The organism is Halobacillus sp. BAB-2008 (genome assembly GCF_000328325.1).
Lineage (GTDB): Bacteria > Bacillota > Bacilli > Bacillales > Halobacillaceae > Halobacillus.
In genome coordinates this window covers 1-4712 of the sequence record NZ_ANPF01000117.1, presented here as the reverse complement: position 1 = coordinate 4712, position 4712 = coordinate 1, and the positions used below count along the sequence as shown (strand labels likewise).

General features: G+C 35.5%; 8 protein-coding genes. 1 reads left to right on the top strand and 7 read right to left on the bottom strand.

Annotated features, from left to right (window positions below):
- Nucleotides 1-34: 34 nt before the first annotated feature.
- From D479_RS19445 to D479_RS19435, 3 genes are all read right to left on the bottom strand, one after another.
- A complete protein-coding gene (locus D479_RS19445; protein WP_008640525.1) occupies nt 35-940 on the bottom strand; it encodes a zf-HC2 domain-containing protein in 906 nt (301 codons plus the stop codon).
- Entirely contained in the window at nt 937-1425 is a 489-nt protein-coding gene (locus D479_RS19440) for a sigma-70 family RNA polymerase sigma factor (RefSeq protein WP_008640523.1), read from the bottom strand. The genes D479_RS19445 and D479_RS19440 overlap by 4 nt, the downstream gene beginning before the upstream one ends.
- Nucleotides 1426-1759: 334 nt before the next feature.
- Nucleotides 1760-2230 carry a VOC family protein gene (locus D479_RS19435; protein ID WP_008640522.1) on the bottom strand — a complete coding sequence of 157 codons (471 nt, stop codon included), beginning with the start codon at nt 2228-2230 and terminating at the stop codon, nt 1760-1762.
- Nucleotides 2231-2406: 176 nt separating this feature from the next.
- Here D479_RS19435 and D479_RS19430 point away from each other — a divergent pair, with 176 nt between their 5' ends.
- Complete coding sequence (locus tag D479_RS19430) at nt 2407-2598, top strand: hypothetical protein (protein WP_008640521.1); 192 nt, start codon at nt 2407-2409, stop codon at nt 2596-2598.
- A gap of 146 nt (nt 2599-2744) precedes the next feature.
- On the opposite strand, the gene D479_RS19425 is transcribed toward D479_RS19430, so the two are convergent.
- From D479_RS19425 to D479_RS20905, 4 genes are all read right to left on the bottom strand, one after another.
- The gene (locus D479_RS19425; protein ID WP_008640519.1) at nt 2745-3185 is read right to left on the bottom strand and encodes a hypothetical protein; all 441 of its coding nucleotides are present in this window, start codon (nt 3183-3185) and stop codon (nt 2745-2747) included.
- Nucleotides 3186-3197: 12 nt separating this feature from the next.
- Entirely contained in the window at nt 3198-3683 is a 486-nt protein-coding gene (locus D479_RS19420) for a hypothetical protein (protein WP_008640518.1), read from the bottom strand.
- Nucleotides 3684-4067: 384 nt separating this feature from the next.
- Nucleotides 4068-4268 (bottom strand): hypothetical protein, encoded by a 201-nt coding sequence (locus D479_RS19415; RefSeq protein ID WP_008640517.1) that lies wholly within the window; start codon nt 4266-4268, stop codon nt 4068-4070.
- 87 nt (nt 4269-4355) lie between these two features.
- Nucleotides 4356-4529, bottom strand: coding sequence for a hypothetical protein (locus tag D479_RS20905; RefSeq protein ID WP_169516202.1), 174 nt, complete (start codon nt 4527-4529; stop codon nt 4356-4358).
- Between the last annotated feature and the right edge of the window lie 183 nt (nt 4530-4712).

Here is a 4712-nt window from a genome sequence, read left to right as displayed (position 1 = left end):
AAAATGGGTTCCCTTTTCAATCCAAAAAACATTATTATGAAGTGATTTTCGGCTTTTTATTTAATAATTTTTTTAATATGTTCCGTCCAGCTGACAACGCAAAATATAAAGGAATGGTGACTAGTAATATTAGATAAAAGTCTCGTCCAGCAAGGTAAGTGGAAGAGTGAAGACCTTTTATAAGGAAGTGAGCAAACAGGTAAGAGATAGGCAGTAGAATAATCTTTTCTAGTCCATTTCTTATTTTCTCGTTCTTACGGAATAGGACCAATCCAATTCCACAAATAAGTGAAAAACCTACAGCAAACAACAAATAATAACTTAAAACAACCCGAGGTAACGTCATAACAGAACCATCTGTTATGGGATCTCCATAAATTAAAGTATTTTCACTTCCATCGGTATTGTAATAGTAGACGGAAGCGACCGTTTCCCCATTCGGGTTTAAGACCGTATTTTCTACGTTGTTTCTGCTTATTTTCTGGTGCCAGATCGTTTCCCACGTCGTTATATCATAGACATATCCTGAATTGCCCGCTGCTGGATATTCGGTTACATCAAATCCAGCGACTTCTTCACTAAAATTCAAACGTACAGTTCCGTCATCCTTTTCCATGATTGAAACTGCATCTTCATTATAAGATAGGTATGCCGGCGTTGTCAGATAAGCGATTGTAACCACTGCAAAAACCAATGTTACCATGACTGAAAATATAATCGTCTGCAGCTTTTTTCTTCGCAACGTATTTTGTATGTTCCTTAAGGGAGCTATATCGGTATCTACTGGCGGTTCTTCAAAAGTCCGCATTTCTTCAAGGCGTTTTTTGCAGTTTTCACAAGAAGCTATATGGTCTTCGACTAGATCTCTGGTATCTTGACTTGCCATATCCTCGGCATATAACGGCAGTATATCCCTGATCACATTACAGCTGATCTTCATCGATAATCCTCCAATCGCGCTTTAATCTTTTCTCTAGCGCGGTGATAAGTAACACAAGCCCAGTTATCACTTTTTGCATACAATTTGCCAATTTGCTTAAATGACAGTTCTCCAAATACACGGAGCGTAAAGACCTTTTTGTATGGCTCTTTTAAATTCTGGATAACTTCCTGTATCTTTCCAGACGCTTCTGAAGTGGCTATTTCTTGCTCTACATTGTCTCCGCTGGCTGGTTCTGGAACAGACTCAAGATCTACAAAGCTTTTTTTCTTACGCAAATAAGAGTAGTAACTGTTTTTGGCAATTTGGCATAACCAAACACGGATATCGCTATCCCCTTTGAAACTGTCTAACGATCTTAATGCCTTCATAAAAGTTTCCGAAGTGATATCTTCAGAGATATTCTTATCGCCAGATAAACTATACACATATAAGAATACGTCTTTAAAGTATGTATGATAAATATCCTCAAGCTGTGTCACCATCTCACCTCCTTACATATAAGACGCGATAAACTCAAATATCTTACAAAAATATAAAAAAAAACCGAACAAAGTACCCCCGGTCCTGTTTCTTCTACCATAATTACTGGGTACTGAATTCTCCACTAATCTGCATACAAAAAACACCCGCCCTTTCTGGAAAAGAGCGAGTGTTTATTAGACATTCAATTCACTTTTTGCGAAGATTTTAAAGCAAAACCGCCTATCGTTAATAGAAGGCATTAAAGGATAACCCCCATACAGAAAGACTTGATATTGAGATATATCATAGCTTTTCTTTTACTTTAGTCTCCATATGTATCGTCTATGCTGCATACTACTTCGTTAGTCTATTTGATTCTTCCCATTCACTTAGATACATTTTCTCTGTCAAATTGTTAGGATTACTAATTTTACAAATGAACTCTAAACTATTTCCATCCGGGTCATTAAAATGTACCTTTGCATGGGCAAACTCTCCATTAGGATTTGGCATCACGAATGGTTCAATAGGATCAAAACCAAAAGCTTTTCTCGGTTTATAACCTTTAGTTTTTAGCCAGTTAACCGAGTTTTTCAAACCATCTAAAGATACTTCAAAAGCTATATGTCTAATTGAAGGATGATACTCTACCTCAACTTTATCGGTTTTCCATAAGCCAACCCAACTTTGGTCTTTTACAATCCATAAGAAAGCTAATCTATCTTCCACTTTATGGTCAAACTTCAACCCTAGTCCTTCATAGAATTCAATCGACTTATTTAAGTCACTTACCGGCAAATGTGCTTCGTATAGACCCTTAATCAATGAAAATACCTCCTATATTTCTTATCTTCACTTGCTTCAAAGCATATTATTAAAGAAAAGCCCCCGTTTTTATAAGACTCAGTTTCAAGATAAATTTATAAACGACAACAAACTTACTCCTCTTAGTTTTACACAGAAAGGAAAAGGATACTAGATATGTAAAAGGAGTTATACTAATGGAAGTATTAGCTGTCGTTTTAGTTATGATTGGCATAATAGCTGTCCGAGTGATTAGCTTTTTCTATCCAGATTGGAAAGCTATTAAAGGGGAGTACTTGTCAGAACGTAAACATCTTGGATATGGCGTGTTAGGAATTGGCATATTACTTGTAATGTTTATACTAAGTCAATTAATTCTAAGGATATAGGACGATTGCTTTTATTAAGCAATCGCCCCCATTAGCGAAAGACTTGATTTCGAGACTTCTTACACATCTCCTTTATTTTACTCTTAGATCTCGAAAGAATAAAACCTCACCCTATGTAATAAAGGTGAGGCCCAATAACAAATTGATTAAGTATTCTTTTCTACAATATTGATCCTTGGCTCATATTCACATAAAATTTCAAAGGTAGTTTCTGAGGTTGAAATAACATGATGTTGAATACCATAAAGATCTCTACCTGGTCCTGGCTGATCATCATACCAGTCCAGAAATTCAGAATTGGCCATCTTATATAAATACCAACTCTTATCATCTTTCCCGAAATAATTAGTACGTGCTTTAGAAGCTAATTCTAATAATGAACTACTTTTCATCTCATCAGTAAAACGAAAGGCTAAGACAAAGTTACCAAACTCATACTTGTCATAATTAAAATGCATCATAAAATTTTCGTTTTCAACCACAATAACTAGGCCGTCGTTTGTTTCCCCAAATTCCACTTTTTCTAGATAAGCACCATGAATATAGTTCTTAGGGTTCCAAACTTTCATATCTACGTTTGTAATCATTAACATCCCTCTCTATTTGTATCTAATCTTTTCTTTCCCAAACCATAATGAAGGTTCCTGTCCACTGTGACTCTTGTAATACCTAACATTACCTTCTTTTGGGAATTTAACAAATGTAGTAGAACCATCATACTTCACATATTTTTTATAACTAGCACCCGGAGAAACAGTATTCCAAAAATCGCTGTTTGCTCGTGATGATCCACCTGACCTATTATAAATTTTTGTTCCTTTACTTGTTGTATGGCTATATGTACTGCCTGATCTTACAGAACCCCAACCTCTGGGAGAACCTCCCCCACATTCAATAGTAGCTCCTCCCTTTATAGATGAGTGCTCATCTGTGACGATATTACTATCCCTAGTCGTGTCACCCATAGGTGAAGGTTCACCAATACTCCACCCACCATAACACATTGCACTTACGTTTTTAGCACCGAGCAAAAGAGGTGTTAAAGCCAATAAAAGCAAAAGAAATGTAAAAATCAACTTTTTCATAATGATTTATTCCTCCAAATAAATTATTCAAGTTACTGAAGGTAAACTCCTTTAACCTCCTTAGATTTTTTATCGCTCTTAAATTCTAGTAACTTGTTATTGTATACTTTAGCACTAGTATTATTACATAAAAAGGTACATAACTTGGGAAATGTTAATCTAAATTAGCTCTTTAGAACATAATTTCGTTATAAACATTCCCAATTTTTATTTCAAACTGGAAAATTTCCCCTTCTATAGAGCGATGAGAAGTTTTTTCCCGATCACGTATAGTTAATCCAATATTTCTTATACAATGCTTCCCGTAGGAAAAAAGCGATTGCCCGTAATGAACAATCGCCCCCGATACTTGAAGACTCGATTTCAAGATATTTGTGGCTAAATTTACCCTTCTAATGTTTTACCCTTTATCATTAGGCGAAGAATCAGAAGGATTAATCCAGCAATAATTCCATAAACAAAGAATTTAAAAGTATTTTGTATAGTAACACCCTCACCATTAAACAAGGAAATTGTTATATGAGCTAAAACCATTCCTACGCCTGGTCCTAAAACATAGCATATACTTAACCATATATTTTTCATTTTTCCACCCCTTGTATTGATCATCTTTCGAAAATTAGCAAAAAAAAGATAAGCCCAGTTTACGTAAGACTTGAATTCGAGAGGTTTTTACGATGTGTTACTACGCCCAAACTTGCCTGTTATAGGAAAAGTGAAACCGCCTAGCGTTAATCCTAATACAAGTGACCAGTTCATTTCACCGAATATGAAGTATCCGAAGAGAATAGCAGCGACTGCATAAGCGAGTGCAGAGATAATGCGATCTTTAATTCTTTTATTCATATTGCAATTCTCCTCCTACTACCTATATTTAATCTCTGTCCTTACTGACCTCTATTACCAACGGAGTACATTCCCAAACTATACCAATGTAAAAAAGGCGATCCTTCAATTGAAGAAACGCCCCCGTTTCTGTAAGACTCAATTTCAAGATATTGAAGTTAATGATCAACTAACACAACATAT